Here is a 19,512-nt window from a genome sequence, read left to right on the forward strand (position 1 = left end):
ATTGTGCGTCGCATGATGGATGCATGAACGAGCCCGCACAGCCCGGCGAGGCCGCCGGGCCGGCCGAGGCCGCCGAGCCCGCGCACGGTGTCACCACCGGAGCCGTGGCCCGCCGGCTGGGGGTCGCCCCGACGACACTGCGCTCCTGGGACCGGCGGTACGGCATCGGGCCGGCCGCCCGTGAGGACGGCAGGCACCGGCGGTGGACCTCCGGGGACATCGCCGTCCTGCAGGAGATGTGCCGCCTGACCGCGTCGGGGGTGCCGCCCGCGGAGGCGGCGCGCGCCGCGCGCGCCGCCCGCGCCGGTCCGGCGCCCCTCGTGCCCGCTTCCGCCCCCGCCGCACCGGGCCGCCAGCCGGGATCGGGCAACGGCCTGCCGCTCGGCGACGTGCGTCAGGAGTGCCGGGGGCTGGGCCGGGCCGCCGTCCGCCTCGATTCACCGACCATGGACGAGATGCTCGGCTCCCTGATCGGCGAGTACGGCCTGGTCACCACCTGGGAGGAGGTGATGGTGCCGACCCTGCACGCCGTGGGGCGCAAGTGGGAGACCTCGGGCGACCAGTACGTCGAGGTCGAGCACCTGCTCTCCTGGCACGTCTCCACCGCGCTGCGCCGCGTGAGCATCGGGGCGCTGTCCGGGCCCCGGGCGAGCGCTCCCCCGATCCTGCTGGCGTGCGTACCGGGCGAGCAGCACACGCTCCCGCTGGAGGCGCTCGCCGCCGGTCTCGCCGAACTGAGCCTGCCCGCCCGGATGTTCGGGGCGGCGGTCCCGCCCGAGGCGCTCGACCAGGCCGTGCGCCGGACGGGGCCGGTCGCGGTCGTGCTGTGGGCCCAGGCCCGCTCCACCGCGCACCACGCCCTGGCCCGGCACGTCGCCGACACCACCTGGGGGGTCAAGGGCGCCCGCGCCCGGACCACGGTCCTCCTGGCGGGCCCCGGCTGGGCGGGGCCCGTACCCGCCCCGGGCATGCTGCGCCCCGGCGGGCTGCGGGAGGCGCTGGGCCTGCTGCGCGGACTGTGCGAGGCGGCGACGACCGCCGCGGCAGGAGGAGGCGGAGGCGGTGCGGCCGCTCACCGCTCCTGACCGGCACGGGCCTGCTCGCCCCCCGAGGCGCCGACCAGTCCGTACGGCGGGTGCTCACCGGCCGCGGCGAGCGCTGCCCGCAGGTCCCTCGCCCGCTGCCGCCGTGGTGGGCCGGGTGACCGGCGTCGAGCCGTTCGGCGCACCGTCCAGCCGGGTCTCGTACCGGGGCGGTCGTAGGCGCACACCCGCGTGAACCGGGCGGCCTGCGGGAGCACCGCCGACGGGCCGGGCTTCAGGCCGGCCTCCGGGCGCGCGGCGGGCCCGGACCAGGCGTCTTCCGAATACCCGTCCAGTCTGGCACCCACCTGTGACCGCCGACAGCCGATGGGGTCACGGGCCGTCCTTGCCGCGGGCCCGCCGGAAGCGGGCGAGCCCTTCCGGGAGCCCGACCAGGGGATCCGGGTAGTCGTACCGGGCCCGTTCCAGGCCGGCCAGCCGCCAGGGCTCGTGGACCGAAGAGCCCGGCAGGCCGGCGAGTTCCGGGACCCAGCGGCGTACGTACGCGCCGTCGGGATCGTACCGCTTGCCCTGGATCACCGGGTTGAGCACCCGGTTGGGGCGGCTGTCGGTGCCGGTACCGGCCACCCACTGCCAGTTGAGCTGGTTGTTGGCCACGTCGCCGTCGACCAGCAGGTCGAGGAAGTGGCGGGCTCCGGCGCGCCAGTCGATGTAGAGCGTCTTGGTCAGGAAGGACGCGGCGAGCAGCCGGCCCCGGCCCGGCATCCAGCCCTCATGTGCGAGTTGCCGCATGGCCGCGTCCACCACGGGATAGCCGGTGCGGCCCTCCTTCCAGGCCAGCAGGTCGGCCTCGGCCGCCTTGCCGCGCCGCCAGCGGTCGTCCCGGGTGCGGTAGTCCCGGGCGGCGGCGCCGGGGCGGGCGGCGAGGAGCTGGTACTGGAAGTCGCGCCAGCAGAGCTGCCGTACGAAGGCCTCGGCGCCCGCCCCGCCCCGGGACCGCGCCCGGTGCACGGCCTCGGCCGCCGAGACCGCACCGAAGTGGATGTACGGGGAGAGGCGGGAGGTGGCGTCGCCGGGGAGGTCGTCGTGGCCTTCCTCGTACCCGTCGGCGTACTCCCCCAGCCAGTCCGTGAGCCGCTGCCTGCCCTCCCGCTCGCCCCCGGTGGCCAGGCCCGCCGAGACGGATGCGACGGCGGCGCGGGACGGGAGCGCCTCGGAGCGGATGGCGCCGGGCACCCGGACCTCCCGCGGCGGCGCGAGCGGCTCGCGCAGCCGCTCGCCCGACCAGCGCCTGAAGTACGGGGTGAAGACGGCGAAGTGATCGGATCCGCTCGGGGTCACGGCGCCGGCGGGCAGGGCGGTGACCACGCCGTCGTGGACGTACAGGCGCCGCCCGTCGGCCTCCAGGGCGCTGCGCAGCCGCTGCTCGCGGTGCAGGGCGAAGGCGCTGCACCCGGCCGCCATGTGCACCTCGTCGGCGTCGGCCTGCCGTACGACGGCGCACACCTCGGCGACGGGGTCCCCCGAGCGCACCACGAGGCGGCCGCCGCGCTCGCGCAGCCCGGAGTCGAGTCCGGCCAGGCAGTCCGCGAGGAAGGCGAGCCGGTTGGGCGCCGCGAAGCCGGCGCGGTCCACCGCCGGGTCGCGGACGAAGAGCGGAACGGTCTCGTTCCCCTGGCCCAGCGCGGCGCGCAGCGGCGGATGGTCGTGGACGCGGAGGTCCGAGGTGAACAGGACGACCGAGACGTTCATGGTGGTGCTCCTGGCATCGGGCCACCGGGCGGACGCTGGAGGTGCCGCGCGGTGGTCGCTGGGCTGGCCTTGCCCGTCATTCGGCGCGCGCGGCCCCGGCGGATGCAGCGGACGCGGGGGATGCGGATCCGGCGGATGCGGCCGGGTCGCGGTCCTCACCCGCCTCCGCCGTGCGCGCGATGTTGCGGGCCATGCCCCCGAAGACGACGGCGTGGAACGGCGAGACGCTCCACCAGTACAGGTGACCGGCCAGGCCGCGCGGGTGGAAGAGCGCCCGCTGCCGGTACCGGGTGCGGCCGTCACCGTCCTGCTCGGCGTACATCTCCAGCCAGGCGAGGCCGGGCAGCCGCATCTCGGCGCGGAGCCTGAGCAGCCGGCCGCGTTCGATCTCCTCGACCCGCCAGAAGTCCAGGGAGTCGCCGACCCGCAGGTGTGCGGCGTCCCGGCGGCCCCGGCGCAGTCCGACGCCCCCGACGAGCCGGTCGAACCAGCCGCGGACGGCCCAGGCGAGGGGGAAGGAGTACCAGCCGTTCTCCCCGCCGATCCCCTCCACGACCCGCCACAGGGCCTGCGGCGAGGCTTCGACGGTGCGTTCGCGCACATCGGAGTAGAGGCTGCCGCCGGCCCAGTCGGGGTCGGTGGGCAGCGGGTCGCTCGGCGCGCCGGGCACGGAGGCGGAGGACCAGCGGGTGAGGACCTGGGCGTCGCGGACCTTCTGGAGGGCGTAGGTGAGGGCCGTGTCGAAGTCGAGGGGGGCACCGGGCGGGTCGGGCACCCAGGTGGCGATGTCGTGCTCGTCGCAGACGACCTCGTACTTGAGGGACTCCGCGAGGGGGCGGGCGATGGCGCGGGGCACCGGGGTGACCAGGCCGACCCAGTGGCTGGAGAGCCTCGGGGTGAGGACCGGTACGGGCAGGATGAGCCGCTGGGGCAGCCCGTCGACCCGGGCGTAGCGGCGCATCATGTCGAGGTAGGTGAGGACGTCGGGGCCGCCGATGTCGAAGGCGCGGCTGACCTCGGCGGGCATGCGGGCGCTGCCGACCAGGTAGCGCAGGACGTCGCGGACGGCGATGGGCTGGATACGGGTGCGCACCCAGCTGGGGGTGACCATCACGGGCAGCCGCTCGGTCAGGTAGCGGAGCATCTCGAAGGAGGCCGAGCCGGAGCCGATGATGACGGCGGCGCGCAGCACCGTGGTGGGGACCCCGGAGTCCAGGAGGATGCGCCCGACCTCGGCGCGGGAGCGCAGATGGGGCGAGAGGTCCCGGTCGGGAACCCCGCTCGGGGTGAGTCCGCCCAGGTAGACGATGCGGCGGACGCCGGCGGCGCGGGCCTGCTCGGCGAAGTTGCGTGCGGCGAGGCGGTCGGTGTCCTCGAAGCCGCGCCCGGTGCCGAGGGCGTGCACGAGGTAGTAGGCGACGTCCACGTCCCGCAGGGCGGGGGCGAGCGACGCGGCGTCGGTGACGTCGCCGCGGACGATCTCCACCTGGCCGGCCCAGGGATGGTCGCGCAGTTTCTCCGGGGTGCGGGCGAGGCAGCGCACCCGGTGGCCAGCGGTGATGAGCTCGGGGACGAGCCGGCCGCCGATGTAGCCGGTGGCTCCGGTGACCAGGCACCGTGTGGCCGGGGCCGAGGGTCCTTGTGCGTCCGTCATGGAGTTGCTCCGATCGGGTGTCGCGGGTGCTCCCGGAGTACTTCCAGGGGCACGGTCCGGCTGGATGCACGGACCGCCGCCCACGAGCTGATCGTCCGGAGCGCGCCTACTTCGGCATGAGGACCGTGTCGACGATGTAGACGGTGGCATTGGCGGTGGGGACGTTGCCGCAGACCACCTTGGAGGAGTTGTTCACCTGGTAGGCGGTGCCCGAGCCCTTGGTGGTGATCATTCCCTTCTGGAGGGTCTGGAAGGAGCCGCTCCCCAGTTGCTGCGGGGTGAGCTTCTCGCCCACCACGTGGTAAGTGAGGATCTTGGTCAGGGTCGCCTTGTCCGCCAGGACCTTGTCCAGATCCGCCTTCGGGATCTTCGCGAACGCGTCGTTGGTCGGCGCGAACACCGTGATGTTCTGGGCATTGTTCAGCGTGTCCACCAGGCCGGCCTTCTTCACGGCCGTGACCAGCGTCGACAGCGCCGGGTTGTTCGAGGCGGCGGTGGCCACCGGGTCCTGCGCCATACCGTCGAAGGAGCCCGCGCCGCTCTTGGGCACCGAGGCACACGCGGGGCCGAACGGACCGCCCGCGCCCGCTTCGATCTCACCGATCGGCTGGGGTGAAGAGACCGCGTCGGGCGCGGCGGCTCCCTGATTGCTCGTACTCTCCTCCGAACAGGCGGACAGTGCCAGCGGAAGCAGCACTGCGGCGGTCACGGCGAGGGCGGCACGGCGGAAGGTGTGAATGCTCATGGTCTCTCCTGCGTCTACGGGACCCACCCATCGGTGAGTCACGCCGCCTATTCGGCACCGGCCCTCATCCGGATGGCCCCCTCACCCGAACGGACGGCGACCCGCACAAGCTGTCGAGCCGTGTTCCCGGGCTGCCGAAGGCCCTGTCCGCCGCGACCCATCCACCTGCCCCTCGGCTCCGAATGAGCTGTGCAACCGAGTACTCCTGGAGGACCTCCCCGGTGAGAGAGAACGTGCGCATAGGCCGGCATCCGTCGGCCGCTCCCGACCTGCCGGAACTGATGGGCCGGGTGGCCCGCGGTGATCAGCAGGCGTTCACGGCCGTCTTCGAGGCGGTGTCGGGCCCCGTGCTGGGCCTCGTACGGACCGTGCTGCGGGACCCGGCCCAGTCCGAGGAGGTCGCCCAGGAAGTACTGGTCGAGCTCTGGCGGACCGCCGCCCGCTACCAGCCGTCACGGGGGTCGGTGATGAACTGGGTGCTGACCCTGGCCCACCGCCGGGCCGTCGACCGGGTGCGTTCCGCGCAGGCGTCGACCAACCGTGAGAAGCGGGCGGCGCTGCTGGACCACACCACGGCCTACGACGAGGTGGTGGAGCAGGTGGAGAGCCGGCTGGAGCGCGAGCAGGTACGGCGCTGTCTGAACGGGCTGAGTGAACTGCAGCGGCAGTCGGTCACCCTGGCGTACTACCGTGGTCTGACCCACCGGGAGGTCGCGGAGTTGCTGGCCCTGCCGTTGGGTACGGTGAAGACACGGCTGCGCGACGGGCTCATCCGGCTTCGTGACTGCCTGGGGGTGGGCGTGTGAACACCGCGGATCCGCACACGTTGACGGGCGCGTACGTGCTCGACGCCCTGGAACCGGACGAACGGACCGCCGTCGAGCGGCACCTCTCCGACTGCATGTCCTGCTCGCTGGAGGTCCGGGAGTTCTCCGAGACCGTCACGCGCCTCGGGCTCGCCGTGGCGGCGCCGCCGAGTCCCGCGCTGCGGGACGCGGTGATGCGACAGATCGCGACAGTACGCCAGGAAGGGCCCTCGACGGTGAAGTCCGGACGCGGCGGCCACGTACGGCCCCGCTGGCGGCCGGTGTCGAACTGGGCCCTGGCGGCCTGCATCGCGGCGGCCGTGGCGCTCGGCGGGGTCGCGGTGTCCCAGTACGAACAGGCCGAGGACGCCCGGCAGCAGGCGCAGCAGGCCCGTCTCACCAACGACGCGGTCGGCGCGGTGCTCGCGGCCACCGACGCCCGGGTGTCCACGGCGCCGCTGCGGGGCGGAGCGGTGGGCACGGTGGTCGTCTCGGCCTCCCGCAACCAGGCCGTGTTCGCGGCCTCCGGCATGCCGGCGCCGCCCGGCGGCAAGGTGTACCAGCTCTGGTACGACGACGGCGGCGGGAAGATGCGTTCGGCGGGGCTGATGGACACCGGTACCCCGGCGACGGCCACCCTGCTCGACGGCCCGGTCAACGCGGCGTCGGGGATGGGCGTCACCGTCGAACCGGCCGGCGGCTCACCGCGGCCGACCTCGGCTCCGGTGGCCCTGCTGGCCTTCCCGACGGTCTGAGCCGGGTACGGGCAGCCCTCAGGACGCCCGGAAGCGGTTGCGGTACTCCGTCGGCGTCGTGTCGAGCTTGCGGCGGAAGGCACGGACGAGGGTGTCGGTCGTGTTGAAGCCGCAGACGGTCGCGACGCGTTCGAGGGTGTCGTCCGTGGACTCCAGCCGGTTGCGGGCCACTTCGACGCGGGCCGATTCGATGTAGGCGGCCGGGGTCGTCCCCAGTTCCGTCTTGAAGATCCGGGTGAGCTGCCGTTCGCCGACGTGCGCCTGTTCGGCGAGGTCGGCGACGGTCAGCTCCTCGGCGATGTTCCGCATGACGTAGTGGCGGAGGTCCTCGATGCGGCGGGTCGTCGACACCGGCTCGAGCGGGACGCTGAACTGGCTCTGCCCGCCGGGCCGTTTCAGGTACATCACCAGCTGGCGGGCGACGCGCAGGGCGGCGGCCTCGCCGAAGTCGTCGGCGACGAGGGCCAGCGAGAGGTCGAGGCAGGCGCTGATCCCGGCGCCGGTCCACACGTCCTGGTCGCGGATGAAGATCGGATCGGCGTCGACCTCGATCGAGGGGTGCTCGTCGGCGAGTTGGCGGGCGGTCGACCAGTGGGTGGTGGCGCGCCTGCCGTCCAGCAGCCCGGCGTCCGCGAGGATGTGCGCGCCCACGCAGACGGATGCGACGCGCCGGGCCGTGGCCGCGAGGGTCCGCACCCGGTCGACCACGGCGGGGTCGGCGAGGGCGCGGACCCGGCCCCGGCCGTCGACCTCCACCGACCCGGGCACCAGCAGGGTGTCGATGCTCCGCCCCGCCACCTCCTGGAAGGTGGTGTCGGGGAGGATCCGGACCCCGGCGGAGGTGGTGACGGGGTCCATGGTCTCGGCGGCCAGGGCCACGCGGTATCCCGACGCCTCGCCCAGCTCCCGCTGCAGCAGGGCGAACACCTCGGGAGGTCCGGTGACGTCCAGCAGGTCGACGCCGTCGAAGAGGACGACGACGATGAACCGTCCGACGGTGCTCAAGGGGGTCTCCGTTCGGTACGACGACGGCCGTGTCAGGACCCACCGTATGTCGGTTTCTGCGGGTTGGATGACATTGCCGACATCCGGGGTGGGTCCTAGCGTGGAGAGCACGGCCGCCGCTCCGCGGCCGGCACCTCTCGACGTGACACCCCAGGAGGGTATTTCCATGTCCAAGACGACCCTGCGCGATCTGAGCGGCCTCGATCAGAGCCCGGCGTCACCGGCCGGAGCGACGCTGATCCTGATCGACTGCCAGAACACCTACACCCGGGGCGTGATGGAGCTGACGGGATGGGAGGCCGCCCTCGACGCCGCCGCCGCGCTGCTGGCCCGGGCCCGTGAGGCCGGGGCGAAGGTCATCCACGTGATCAACGACGGCGGCGAGGGAAGCCCGTACGACATCCGGGCCGAGATCGGCCGGATCCACCCCCGGGTGGCTCCCGTCGAAGGCGAACCCGTGGTCGTCAAGACGGTCCCCAACGCCTTCGTCGACACGGACCTCGGCGACCACGTGGACGCCGCCGGCCACAAGGACGTCATCCTCGCCGGGTTCATGACCCACATGTGCGTCACCTTCACTGCGGAAGGCGCGTTCCTGCGGGGCAACCGGCCCACGGTCGTCGCGGACGCCTGCGCGACCCGGCCGCTGCGGACGGCGGTCGCCGAGGTGTCAGCCGAGCAGCTCCACCACTCCGCGCTGGCCACGATCGCCGATCTCTACGGGGTCGTCGTCCCGTCCGTCTCCTCCCTCGGCTGAGCCGGCGGCCGGGCCGGTCAGCCCGCGGTCGCCACGAGGCGTCGCAGTGCGGCCTGGGCGGGTGGGCCCCAGGTGGGCTTGCCGCCCGGGCGGCCACGGACGCCGGCTTCGCCGATCAGGATGCCGCCGAGGGCGCGCTGCACGGCCCAGCCGCGGGCGCGGCGCAGGGTCGCCTCGTCCGGGGCCGGCCGGTAGGCGGCGTGGAAGCGGTCGGCGGCGCCGTCGGGCAGCAGGATCCAGGGGGCGGCCAGGTCGCAGGCCGGATCGCCCGCGCAGAGATCACCGAAGTCGATCACACCGCAGAAGGAGCCGTCGGCGGTCAGGACGTTCGCCGGATGGAGGTCTCCGTGGAGCCACAGCGCCGGGCCCGCCCAGACGGGCGCGGCGACGGCGTCCTCCCAGACCGCGCGGACGGCGTCCGGATCGGGGATCAGCCCCAGCTCGGTGGCCGAGGCCAGCCCCTCGGCGACCCCGCCGGCGATCGCCGCCAGCGGCCCCCCGCGGCCGTAGTTGCCGGCGGGTGCCCCGTCGGGGGCAGGCCGGTGAAGAGCCGTCAGGAAGGCGGCCAGCCCCTCGGCCGCGTCGGCGGCGTTCGTGGCCGGGGCGCGGTCGGCGGGCTCACCGGGCACCCAGGTGGTGACGATCCAGGGGCGCGGGAACCGCTCGGAGGGCTCGCCGATGCGCTGCGGGACGGGAACGGGCAGCGGCAGGGCCGGGGCGAGGGCGGGCAGCCAGGCGTGCTCCTTGCGCAGCAGCGCGTCCGCGGACGGCGTCGCCCAAGGCAGCCGGACGGCGAGGTCCTCCCCGAGCCGCCACAGCTGGTTGTCCCAGCCCCGGGCGCCGAACCGCACGGGGCGGTCCGCCAGATCGGGGTGCTGATCGCGTAACAGGTCCCGGACCAGCTCCGCGGTGACCTCTGCTTCGGTGTGCGTCATGCGGACCAACCGTAGCGGAGGCCGTCAGGGCGTCAGAGCTCCTCGCCGAGCGGCAGCCGGTGGATGCCCGGCAGGTACTCGTCGAGCTCCCCCGGGGTGAACCGGGACATGCCCACGACGTGCCAGAACTCACCGGCCACATCGCCCTCGTACTTGTACCCGCCGGCCGGTGTCAGCGCCGCCCAGCCGCCCGTCATGCCCATCAGCGTCGCACGCAGGGACGGCGGTTCCCCGTCCGCCGGGACGTTCCAGAGCCGTACGGTGCCGTCCTCGGCGCCGCTCGCCAGGGTCGTGCCGTCCGGGGAGAAGGCGAGCGAGAGCACCCGGCCGGTGTGGCCGACGAGGTCGGTGAGGTGCTCGCCCGTCTCCGCGTCCCACAGGCCGACGGCCCGGTCGTCGCCGCCGGTGGCCAGCAGCGGGCGGCTCGGGTGGGCGGCCACCGTCCACAGCCTGCCGCCGCGTCCGCGCAGGCGCCGGTCCGCCTGCCCGTCCCGCCAGACGATGGCCGTACCGTCCCAGCTCGCGCTGGCGAGCCAGGCGCTCCCCGGGCCGTACGCGACGCCGTACACCCGGTCGGCATGCCCGCCGAGCTGCTCCAGGAGACCTCCGCTCCTGGCATCCCACACCCGTACGAAACTGTCGTCGCAGCCGGTGGCCAGTACGTCGGCGTCCGGGCGGAAGGCGATCGAGCGGACCCGGCCCCGGTGCTCGGCCAGTGTCGACACGGGGGAACCCGTGGGGCGGAACCAGACGCGGACGGAATCGTCGTCGTTGGCGGTGGCCAGCAGGGTCCCGTCGGCGTTGAAGGATTCCGCCCAGACGTGCTCGGTCTCGGCGTCGAGCTCCCGCAGGTACTCGCCGCCCACCGGGTTCCAGAGGTACATGTCACCGTCGTTGCTGGCCGTGGCCAGGATGGGTTCGAGGGGGCTGAAGGCCGCCGAGACCAGCCGGTCTCCGCGCCCGGTGAGCTCTTCCGTACGCCGGCCCGTGCGCGTCTCCCACAGCCGTACGACCCCGTCGTTCCCGGCGGTGGCCAGCTGCGTGCCGTCCGCGCTGAAGGCGACACCGCTGATCCTGCGGCCGTGGCCGCGCAGGATGCGCTTGCCCTGGCCGGTGGCCGCGTCCCAGATCTGCGCGCCGCCGTCGTTGCCGACGGTGAGCAGCTGGCTGTCGCCGGGCCGGAAGGCGCACGCCCAGGCCGTGCCGCGGTGCTCGGTCGGCTGCTGGGGATGGAGGGCGATCGTGTAGCCGTGGGGGCGCCCGGTGACCGTCCACAGCCGGACCGCGCCGTTGCTGTCGCAGGCGGCGAGGAGCTTGCCGTGGTCGCCGAAGAGCACCTGGTAGACGGCTCCGGTGCCCCGTTCGAGGATTCCGGCGGGGGCGCCGACCACCGGGTCCCAGAGCCGCACCTGGCCGTCGGTGTCGCCGCTGGCGAGGAGGTTGCCGTCGGGGTGGAAGTCGAGGACGTACACCCGGCCGGTGTGTCCGGTGAACTCGTGCAGCAGCCGCGCGTCGGCCGTACGCCAGATCCGCACCGTGCCGCCCTGCCCGGGCGCGCCCCGGTCGGCGGTGGCGAAGAGGGTCCCGTCGGGGCTGAACCGGGCGCGGTAGACGGCCCCCTGGTGGCCGTCGAGCTCCCGGACGCAGTGCCCGGTGTTCAGGTCCCAGAGCCGTACCTTCGCGCTCGCGTCCCCGGTGAGCAGCAGGCCGTCCGGTCCGTAGACCGCGGTGTAGACGGGCGCGGTGTGACCCGGCATCCGGTGCACGGGCTCGCCGGTGGCCGTGTCCCAGACCGTGACCAGGCCCTCTCGGTCGCCGGTCGCGAGCAGGGTGCCGCCTGCGTCGAAGGAGACCGGCCACACGCCGTCGGGGTGGACCCGCAGGTGGTGCCGGCACGTCCCGGTCACCGGGTCCCAGAGCCGTACGGCGCCGTCGGAGCCGCCGGTGGCGATGACGTCCGGCCGGAACTTCACGGCGTACACGCGCCCTTCGTGCCCCTGGAGGGTGCGCACGGCGCGGCCGTCGTCGGCGCCGCAGACCAGGACGGAGCCGTCCTCGCTGCCGACCGCGAGGAGTTCGCCGTCGCTGCTGTACGCGATGGGTTCGGGGAGGCGGCTGGTGCGCACACCGAAGCCGTACGGGACCCCGACGGCGGAGGGCCGGAACCCGGCGTCCACGGGCATCCCGGGGGCGATCGCGGCGGTCCCGAGCTCGGGGGCCGACCGCACCGCGTCGTCCATCGTCACGTCGATGAGCGCGGCCCGGTGCCAGCGGCTGCCGGTCAGCAGGGCGCCCCGCAGATCGGTCCGGGTCAGCCGGGCCCGGCTGAGGTTCGCGCCGGTCAGGTCGGCCCGGCTCAGGTCGGCCCGGTCGAGGCGGGCGCCGGTCAGCCGGGTGCCCCGCAGCAGCGCGCCGGAGAGGTTGGCGCCGATCAGCCGGGCGTCCGTCAGATCGGCGTCGGTGAGGTCGACCCCGGAGAAGTCACGGTGCGAGAGGTCCTCACCGGCCAGCCGGGCGCCGCGCAGGTCGGCGTTGGCCGGTACCCGGAGCCGGTCGGAGATCCGGACGGCGTTGGCGCGGGCGGCCTCGCTGACCGCGCGCCCCGGGGAGTCGAGGACCTCGCGCACCCAGCGGGCGCACTGCTCGTGGTCGGCGAGGTCGCAGAAGAACTCGACGGCGAGCTGGCTGAGCGGGCGCGCGAGGAGCAGGGTGTGCTGTCCGCGGGCGAGCTGGCGGGCGGCCTCCCGCGCCACCAGCCATTCGATGACGGAGCCGTGGATGAACTGGAAGACCCCGTCGTCGCTGCGGACCAGCAGGCTGCCCGCGCCGACCGCCTGGGCGCGTTCGGAGGGGGTGAGCGGGGACTCGGTGAGTTCGCTGAGGGTGTCGGCCACGGTCTCGGTGAGCTCGTCGAGCCGCAGGGCGCTGCGGCCGCTCTCCCACAGCCGCCAGGCCAGCGCGGTGACCGCGGCCCACAGCTGGTCGATGGTGAGCCCGGGCGGCGCGCCGGGCCCGCCCTGGCCGCGCCGTTCCTCGTGGTCGAGCCAGGAGGTGAACACGTCCTCGTACAGCCGGGCGGGGCTGAGCGCCCGGCCCGCTCCGGCGACCGCGCGCAGCTGGTCCTGGCTCAGATCGGCGACGAAGGAGAGCAGCCGGGGGTTGCGGCAGAGCATCAGGAGGTCGGGGATGTTGCGCAGGAGCTGGTAGCGGTGGTCGGCGGCGCGCTCGTCGCCGTAGCTGCGTACGAGGTAGGAGCGGATCTGGGCGGGGGTGAAGCCCTCGACGGCCAGGATCCTGCGCTGTGGGAGCAGGCCGACGCGCTCGCCGAGCGCGGTGAGGACCTGGGCGTGCGATTTGAAGTGCTGGGTGCGGCTGCTGACGACGATCTTGGCGTGGTCGACGGCCGCGTCGAGGAGGACCTGGAGGTGGTCGGCGGCCCGGTCGTAGCTGACCCGGTTGACCAGTTCGTCGAAGCCGTCGAAGAGCAGGACGACGCGGCCCTGGGCGAGCATGTAGCGCAGGGCCCGCAGGTCGATGGTGTCGACGTCGTGGCCGGCCAGGTGGGCGGCGACCAGGCCTTCGAGGCTGTGCGCCCGGTCGAGGGAATTGAGCGGGATCAGCAGCGGGGTCAGGTGCGGGAGCTGTTCGCAGATGCGCCGGGCGAGCTCGCGCAGGGCGAAGGTCTTGCCGTGTCCGAAGTCGCCGAGGAGCAGGACGAACCGGCCGTGATCGGACTCCAGGAGTTCCAGCAGCTCCTCGACGAGTCCGTCACGTTCCTGGCCGTCGGGGCGGTCGGCGTCGCGGTAGCGCTGGGGGAGGTAGAGGCCGGGGGCGTACTGCTCGCTGCTGCTGAGCCGGGCCGTCTGCGCGGCGACGTAGCCCCGGAGGTCGAGCAGGCCCTGGAACTCGATGAAGCTGCGGACCCGGACCCGGACGCCGTGGGCGGCGGCCCGGCGGCGCAGCCCGCCGGCCGGGGCCTCGCCCGCGTACACCAGGACGGCCTCGGAGCCGGTGTCGGTCGCGTGCACCTGGGCGATGAAGCGGTCGAGTTCTTCCTCGGTGGGGCTCCCGGGGTGGACGGCTATGCGCTGCTGCTGGACGACGCCGTCCTCCTGCTCCTGCCAGGTGGCCATGATCTGCACCATGTCGCCCGGTTCGCGGCGCGGGACGTCGCGCAGCCGTACGCCCTCCCGGCGCACGCGGCAGATCTCCTTCACCCGTTCGGCGAGCGAGGCGGCCGGATCGTCCAGGGGGGCCCGGCCGCCGGCCCGCTCGACCTCGATGACGGCGGGCAGTTCCGGTACGGGGAAGACCCGGCGGGTCTGCCGCCACGCGGCGGGGAAGGTCTCGGACGCGGAGGTGATCCGGTCGTCCCAGCGGGTCACGCCCTCGGCGCCGACCTGGAGCAGCTGGAACCGGGCGGGGGCCGCGGAGCCGAACAGGGGCAGCTCACCGGCGCCCCCGGAAGCCGCGGAAGCCCCGGAAGTCCCGGCGAGCTGGGTCCGGCTGGGCGCGGAGGTGGTGGTGCGCGGGCCGCCGGTCGGCCCGTGCAGCAGCAGGTGCAGCCGCGGGGCGGCCAGCCGGGCGAAGGTGTCGGCGTCCCGCAGTCCGCCGGGGCCGCCGACCGCGTCACCGGGGCGGCGGCCGTCGGTGAGCGGGTGGCGGAGCGCGCCGATGCGCAGCCAGCCCTCCTCCTCGTACCGGCGCATGGCCTCGGCGAACCAGGCGGCCTGGTCGCGGCCGATGAAGCCGTACTGCTCCTCGGGGCGGTGGCTGTAGGCCATGGAGGAGTTGAATCCGGCGACGACCGTGCTCAGTTCGGGCACCGGGAAGAGGGTCCAGGGCTGGTCGCTGTCGAAGACGGTGTCCAGGCCCTGGTAGAGGCCGCGGAACAGCCGGGTGTAGTGGCGCCATTTGGGCCAGTACGGGGGCTGCGGTGCCACCTCGTCCGCCTCGCAGGTGTGGAAGTAGGCCTGGGATGCGGCCTGGTTCACGTCCTGCGCGCCCGGCACCACCATCACCCGCTGGGGGGACAGGTCGAGCTGGGACCGCAGCGCGGTGAGGAAGCTGAGGGCCTGGTCGCATTCGCGCGGGCTGCCGGACGCGGTGAGGTCACCGGTGACCACCATCAGATCGGGGGCGGGTGCTCCTGCGTCCCTGAGCATGATGAGGTCGCCGCGGATCTGCCGGCTGAGCGAGTCGGGTTCGCGGCCGCGCCCGAAGTCGGGCCCGGCCAGGTGCAGGACGGTCACGGTGTCCTGGGCGCCGTGTCCGGCCGCGGCGGCCTGCGGGTAGAGCGGTGCCCGGGCCGGCCGCCGGCGCCCCGACCAGCCGGGGCCGGCGAGCGCGCTCGGCTGCGGCCGGCCCGGATTGGGCTGCTCCGGGTGGCGGACGGGTCCTGGTCCGCTCCCCGGATAGCCGGGACGGCGGCCCGGCCGGGCATGGCCGTCGACGGCCTGCCCGACCCGGTTCAGCAGCAGGGAGCGGGCCGCGTCGATGTCCGCCACGCCGACGAGGTCGACGTAGGTGATGGTGGCGAGCAGTCCCTCGATCGGGATCTCGTCCACCCGGACGGTCAGCAGCCTCCGTTCGGGCGACTCGGGCGAGGCCCGGAGCGCGGCCTGCCATTCCATGCGACCGTAGGTGGAACGCTCGTAGTGGCGGGACAGTACGGCGATGACCGCCAGGGACTCGCTGACCCCCCGGTCCATGAAGTCTATGAAGTTGGTTCCCGGTACGAAGTCCCAGGCCTGCACCACCGTGCGGTAGCCGGCTTCCTCCAGGGTCCAGGCGATCCATGCGGCCCATTGTTCGTCTGCCGGGGAGTAACTGATGAAGAAGTCGAACTCTCTTGCGGGAGCGCCGAATTGCCCGTCCGTCATCATGAGTCCATCGTAGGGCCGTGCCCCCTGCGGCGGGTTTGTCCCGTCAAGGGCGGGGCGATCCCGTGCGGGCCGCCGGAGACGTCGCCCGGGCGGGCCTGTCCGGTTCCTTCCGCCCCGTCTGATGCCGGGGCGTGTGTATGTGCGAACCTGTTCGGCGTGTCCCTCCTCAGGCGTCTGCATCCCCTGGACTGGCTGGCCGGCGGCCTGCTCGCACTCGGTGCGCTGTGCGTCGCCACGGGCCTGCTGCCCACCGGACCCGCCACGGACGTGCTGGAGCGCATCGGACCGCTGGTGGTGTTCCTGGCCACCGTCATCGTCCTCGCCGAACTGACCGGCAAGGCGGAGGTCTTCGACGTCGTCGCCACCTGGGTGGCCCGGGCGGGGCGCGGCCGGTACCCCCTCCTCTTCTGTCTCTGCGTGCTGTTCGCGTCCGTCACCACCATCACCCTCAACCTGGACACGACGGCGGTCCTGCTGACCCCGGTGATGCTGGCGCTGGCGACCCGGGTCGGTATCGCGCCCGTACCGCTGGCGATGACCACGGTGTGGCTGGCGAACACGGCCAGCCTGCTGCTTCCCGTGTCGAACCTGACGAACCTGCTGGCCGCGGACCGGATCGCACTGAAACCGTCGGAGATGGCCGCCACCATGTGGGCGCCGCAGCTGGCCGCCATCGCGGTCACGATGGCCTGCCTGTGGGGCTTCTACTGGCGCCCGGGGCGCCGCGGCGAGACCCGCTACACCCCGCCCCCCCTGCCGCGCCCCGCGGACCCGGTCCTGTTCCGGGTGAGCGCGGTGGCGTGCGCCGGATTCCTGCTGGCGATCCTGCTCGCCGACGTACCGCTGTGGTCGGCGTCGATGGCGGCCGCGCTGATCGTGGTCGTGGCCTTCTGGGTGCGCGGCCGGGAAGCGCTGCGCCTCTCCCTGATCCCCTGGCGGCTCCTCGTCCTGGTCCCGGGGATGTTCCTGGTCGTGGAGACGGTCAACGCCCACGGGCTGCACGACATCCTCGCGGCAGCGATGGGCTCCGACAACGGCGTCGTCGGCACGCTGAGGTCGGCGGCGGTCGGGGCGGGCTTCTCGAACGTGCTGAACAACCTCCCGGCCTATCTGGCGGGCGAGGCGGCCATTGGGGTGGCCAACCACGAGCAGCTGCTCGCCCAGCTGATCGGCGTCAACGTGGGGCCGGTCATCACGCCGTGGGCCTCGCTGGCCACCCTCCTGTGGTTCGAGCGGTGCCGCTGGCACGGCACCCGGATCGACCTGGGCCGCTTCTTCGGCACGGGCTTCGTGCTGGCGGTGGCGGGCACACTGGCGGCGACCCTGGCACTGGCGGCCACGACCTGAAGCGTGCCTCTTCGGGAGGTTGGTCAGCTGATCGGATGTGTCCGTCCGATGAGTGACCACTTGCCGCGACCACACGCCGTCGGCCCCGCGCCTGCGGCGTTCTCCGGCGACCTGGGTCAGCCGGTTCCTTCTACGAATTTCGGCATCGGTCCGGATTCCCTCACAAGGACATCGTGCCGAGCCGGCGGGCTATGCGGACGAACGACCGGACCATCGGGCTGTCGTTGTCCGAACGCCAGACCAGCCCCCACCGCAGGACGGGCATGTCACGAACGGACACGTACGTGACGTCGGGGCGGACGTAGAAGCGGGTGACCTGATTGCCCAGGAGGTGGATGACCTCCCCGTCGGCCACGAGCGTGTACAGCTGGTCCAGCGTCGTGACCTGGAACTTCCGTTCGATGGCACGACCGCTGGCCGCGGAGAACGGGACGAAGGCGTCCTCGAAGTACTCGGGCTGGAGTCCGTCCGGCCCGGCCACGCCGTGGTCCGCGAACGCTTCCAGGGTCACGGACGAGCGTCCGGCCAGCCTGTGGTCGGAGGCCATCAGTGCGACCCTGGGCTCCACGAAGAGCACCGGCCCCACGGTCAGATCGGGTTCTTCCACCGGAAGCCATGACAGCAGCAGGTCGATCTCTCCGTTGCGTAGCGGCGCGAACGGGTCGATGTAGCCGTTGTGGTTCAGCCGCAGTCCCCACTGCGGATGCTGCGAACGGAAGGCGTCCCAGAAGGGCCGCAGTTCGTGGCCGTTGGTGACCATCAGGCCGATCCTCAGGATGTCCGTCTGGCCCCGGGCGGCGAGCCGCGCCCGGTCCATGCTCGCCTTCAGGCCTAGGAACACCGGCCGCAAATCCCCGAGCAACTGCTCACCCACCGGCGTCAGCCGTACCCGCCGGCTGGTCCGCTCGAACAGTTTCGCCCCGATCGACCGTTCCTGCTTCTTGATCGCCTGACTGATCCGTGCCGAGGAAACGTGCAGCCGTTCGGCTGTCCTTCCGAAGTGCAGCTCCTCCGACAAGGTCAGGAAGATCTCGATGTCGCGCAGCTCCACGCGCCCCCACGCCCCCTCTCGTTCGTCACCCTTGCTTGACCGGGCGTTGCATGATCAGCCGTCGATCATCATCTTGTCCAACCCGGATGCTCGGTGGATGAGCGTCGTCACCACCAAGGTGTCGCCGACCGTGGAGGACCTGCCCCTCACGGATCTCGTGTCCTCCTCCTGACCACGCAGGAGGGGACGTCCAGCACGTTTGCGGTGCGGCACGATCAACCCCGTTCCCAGGCAGGCGCCTTCGGTGATCACCGCGGTGCCCGCCGCTTCCGGGTAGACCGGACTCGCGCCAGACATGGTCCTCGAGGAAGCGCCCGCACTGAACCCTTTAGGCCGTGGTGACGGACCCCACCTCGTCCAGGAGGTACGCGAGGATCTCGCCGCGTGCCGCCACGAAGCTTCGCCCGGTGTCGGCCCCTGCGAAGCCGGGTCTGAACGCCGTCCCGGACAGCGTGCGCAGCTCCACGCCCGCCTCGGCCGCGAGCAGCGCCCCGGTCGGCAGGTCGACGCCCTCGGCGCGGTAGCCGACGAAGGCGTCGATGGTGCCGCGCGCCAGCAGGCTCCAGCCGAGCAGCGGCGCCCACAGCTGCAGGACGCGCCGGCAGCGCAGCTCCAGCACCGCGCGCAGGGCCACCGCCGTCACGTCGCCCCGTTCCACGGCGTACCCCTGGGTCCAGGCGACGACGGGGCCGGAGCGCGGCAGGGTGGGGCCGGGGCCGGGCAGCGCGCCGGACGGCCCGTGGGCTCCGTACCCCCGGACCGCGTGCCAGGTCTCCCCGGTGACCGGCTCGTGCACCACTCCCATCACAGGAGTACCACCCAGACACAGCCCGATCCCCACCGCATAGGTGGGCAGCCCGATGACGACGTTGTTGCTGCCGTCCAGCGGGTCGACCAGCCAGGTCCGTTCGCCCGCCGCCTCCAGGAGCCCGGCCTCCTCGGACAGGATCCGGTCGTGCGGGAAGTGGCGCTGTATCCGGCTGAGCACGAGCTTCTCGGCGGCGAGGTCGAGGTCCACCTGCACGTCCCCCGACCCGCCCTTCGTCCGCACGCACCGCGCCGTGCCGAAGCGCCTGCGCAGCAGGCCGCCCGCCTCTTCCGCCGCGGCGACGGCGACCTGCCTCTCGTGGTCGAAATCAGGCCCGCTGCTCGGCATCGATCCTCCTGAGGACGGTGTGGACGCTGCGCACGGTCTGCGCGGTGTCGCACAGCCGGCGGGTCGTGCGGCGCGGCCGGCCGTCGAGCGGGCCGAGCGAGAGGTCGAGCTGCCCGGGGATCGACATGCCGTGCACCAGGGTGGCCGCGGGTTCCATGCCTTCCAGTGCGGTGGCGTGGAACTCGCCGGCCGGCAGGGTGTACGTCTCCCCGCCCGCGCTGATGTGGGCGGGTCCGGGCTCGCTCCGTACCAGGAGCGAGGTCGGCCGGATCTCGTCCACGCCGTCGCTCCCGCTGAACACCTCGAAGACCCGGTGGGTGGCGCCCTCCTCGCCGTCCCGCACCGCGCTCGTCCGTACGGGCACGTTGGCCACCCGCCCGTACAGCACGCGGCTGCGCAGTTCCCAGCTGTGGGCGTGCATCGGTGACGCGTCCGGATCGGCGCGGTTGCCGGTCTCGAAGAGGTGCACGCAGATTCCGCGCGGTCCTTCTCTCAGCAGTGGCAGGCAGAGGAATCCGAGCGGATGACGGACAGCATGTAACTCCCGGGTCCCGGAGGCGATCTCCTCCAGGGTGGCGAGAGTGCTTTCGAGCTCGCGGTCCATGGGCACGCGCCGGAGCG

The 19,512-nt window shown here is 73.3% G+C and carries 14 protein-coding genes and 1 pseudogene; 5 read left to right on the forward strand and 10 right to left on the reverse strand.

All coding sequences use genetic code 11. The features are described from left to right. The first annotated feature begins 23 nt into the window (after positions 1-23). Entirely contained in the window at positions 24-1,085 is a 1,062-nt protein-coding gene (locus ACZ573_RS28505) for a MerR family transcriptional regulator (RefSeq protein ID WP_471309312.1), read from the forward strand. Between the two features lie 330 nt (positions 1,086-1,415). Here ACZ573_RS28505 and ACZ573_RS28510 read toward each other — a convergent pair whose 3' ends face one another. From ACZ573_RS28510 to ACZ573_RS28520, 3 genes are all read right to left on the reverse strand, one after another. Further along, entirely contained in the window at positions 1,416-2,795 is a 1,380-nt protein-coding gene (locus tag ACZ573_RS28510) for a cryptochrome/photolyase family protein (RefSeq protein ID WP_471309315.1), read from the reverse strand. A 76-nt stretch (positions 2,796-2,871) separates the two neighbouring features. Beyond that, entirely contained in the window at positions 2,872-4,449 is a 1,578-nt protein-coding gene (locus tag ACZ573_RS28515; protein WP_471309317.1) for an SDR family oxidoreductase, read from the reverse strand. Positions 4,450-4,555: 106 nt separating this feature from the next. Continuing rightward, complete coding sequence (locus ACZ573_RS28520; RefSeq protein ID WP_471309319.1) at positions 4,556-5,194, reverse strand: fasciclin domain-containing protein; 639 nt, start codon at positions 5,192-5,194, stop codon at positions 4,556-4,558. 221 nt (positions 5,195-5,415) lie between these two features. Here ACZ573_RS28520 and ACZ573_RS28525 point away from each other — a divergent pair, with 221 nt between their 5' ends. Together ACZ573_RS28525 and ACZ573_RS28530 are read left to right on the forward strand one after the other, a co-directional pair. After that, positions 5,416-6,000 carry a sigma-70 family RNA polymerase sigma factor gene (locus ACZ573_RS28525; RefSeq protein WP_301372762.1) on the forward strand — a complete coding sequence of 195 codons (585 nt, stop codon included), beginning with the start codon at positions 5,416-5,418 and terminating at the stop codon, positions 5,998-6,000. Beyond that, the gene (locus ACZ573_RS28530; RefSeq protein ID WP_471309324.1) at positions 5,997-6,755 is read left to right on the forward strand and encodes an anti-sigma factor; all 759 of its coding nucleotides are present in this window, start codon (positions 5,997-5,999) and stop codon (positions 6,753-6,755) included. Before ACZ573_RS28525 ends, ACZ573_RS28530 begins: the two co-directional genes overlap by 4 nt. Positions 6,756-6,773: 18 nt before the next feature. Here the strand turns inward: ACZ573_RS28530 and ACZ573_RS28535 are convergent, their stop codons facing one another. Further along, positions 6,774-7,760, reverse strand: coding sequence for a GlxA family transcriptional regulator (locus tag ACZ573_RS28535; RefSeq protein WP_471309326.1), 987 nt, complete (start codon positions 7,758-7,760; stop codon positions 6,774-6,776). Between the two features lie 166 nt (positions 7,761-7,926). On the opposite strand from ACZ573_RS28535, the gene ACZ573_RS28540 reads away from it, so the two are divergent. Then, a complete protein-coding gene (locus ACZ573_RS28540) occupies positions 7,927-8,517 on the forward strand; it encodes an isochorismatase family protein (RefSeq protein WP_471309329.1) in 591 nt (196 codons plus the stop codon). Positions 8,518-8,534: 17 nt separating this feature from the next. Here ACZ573_RS28540 and ACZ573_RS28545 read toward each other — a convergent pair whose 3' ends face one another. Next, positions 8,535-9,452, reverse strand: a complete 918-nt coding sequence (locus tag ACZ573_RS28545) for an aminoglycoside phosphotransferase family protein (RefSeq protein ID WP_471309334.1) — start codon at positions 9,450-9,452, stop codon at positions 8,535-8,537. 32 nt (positions 9,453-9,484) lie between these two features. Further along, positions 9,485-15,334 (reverse strand): WD40 domain-containing protein, encoded by a 5,850-nt coding sequence (locus ACZ573_RS28550; protein ID WP_471309394.1) that lies wholly within the window; start codon positions 15,332-15,334, stop codon positions 9,485-9,487. A 159-nt stretch (positions 15,335-15,493) separates the two neighbouring features. Between ACZ573_RS28550 and ACZ573_RS28555 the strand changes: the two genes are divergently transcribed. Beyond that, positions 15,494-16,684 (forward strand): SLC13 family permease, encoded by a 1,191-nt coding sequence (locus ACZ573_RS28555; protein ID WP_471309337.1) that lies wholly within the window; start codon positions 15,494-15,496, stop codon positions 16,682-16,684. Between the two features lie 160 nt (positions 16,685-16,844). Here ACZ573_RS28555 and ACZ573_RS28560 read toward each other — a convergent pair whose 3' ends face one another. From ACZ573_RS28560 to ACZ573_RS28575, 4 genes and pseudogenes are all read right to left on the reverse strand, one after another. Continuing rightward, positions 16,845-17,735 carry a LysR family transcriptional regulator gene (locus ACZ573_RS28560; protein ID WP_471309339.1) on the reverse strand — a complete coding sequence of 297 codons (891 nt, stop codon included), beginning with the start codon at positions 17,733-17,735 and terminating at the stop codon, positions 16,845-16,847. A gap of 138 nt (positions 17,736-17,873) precedes the next feature. Then, positions 17,874-18,033, reverse strand: a pseudogene (locus ACZ573_RS28565) (IS5/IS1182 family transposase); the annotation flags it as partial. A gap of 30 nt (positions 18,034-18,063) precedes the next feature. After that, the gene (locus ACZ573_RS28570; protein ID WP_471309344.1) at positions 18,064-18,891 is read right to left on the reverse strand and encodes an inositol monophosphatase family protein; all 828 of its coding nucleotides are present in this window, start codon (positions 18,889-18,891) and stop codon (positions 18,064-18,066) included. Next, complete coding sequence (locus ACZ573_RS28575; protein WP_471309396.1) at positions 18,872-19,495, reverse strand: hypothetical protein; 624 nt, start codon at positions 19,493-19,495, stop codon at positions 18,872-18,874. Before ACZ573_RS28575 ends, ACZ573_RS28570 begins: the two co-directional genes overlap by 20 nt. Positions 19,496-19,512: the final 17 nt, after the last annotated feature.

The organism is Streptomyces sp. NPDC040545 (assembly GCF_055595065.1).